This is a genomic window from Neisseria sp. HMSC070A01, from assembly GCF_001810165.1.
In the GTDB taxonomy this organism is placed as follows: domain Bacteria; phylum Pseudomonadota; class Gammaproteobacteria; order Burkholderiales; family Neisseriaceae; genus Neisseria.
The window spans coordinates 1-356 of record NZ_KV800124.1; the positions used below are offsets into that span (position 1 = coordinate 1).

Genomic DNA, 356 nt, shown 5'->3' on the forward strand with positions numbered 1-356 from the left:
CCTTCGGCTTCCGCTTGGCGTTGTGCTTGTTCTGCTTGTTTATAAATATTTTGATATTTACCCTCTAGATAACCGTCACCAAAACTACTACCTAAATCTACAATACCACTTATAGGGCCACCAAATACACCATCAATAAATCGAGCTACGGACTGTAAAGCATTACTGGCAGCAGCTCCGTAATTGCCTTGCGCGATATTTCGACCGACTTCAGCGGCATAACTGGAGGCGGCATTAGATCCATTTGCAATGCCATTACCTATCATAATTGTATTAGCTGCCTTTTGGAGCTTACCAGACTCAACTTTCTGATTCACAGTCGTATTCATCGTACCAGTTTCGCCGTACTTTCCCGT

General features: G+C 43.5%; 1 pseudogene. It reads right to left on the reverse strand.

Going from position 1 to position 356, the window contains the following annotated elements:
* Positions 1-329 (reverse strand): annotated as a pseudogene (locus tag HMPREF2711_RS06990) (TspB protein); the annotation flags it as partial.
* Positions 330-356 lie beyond the last annotated feature (27 nt).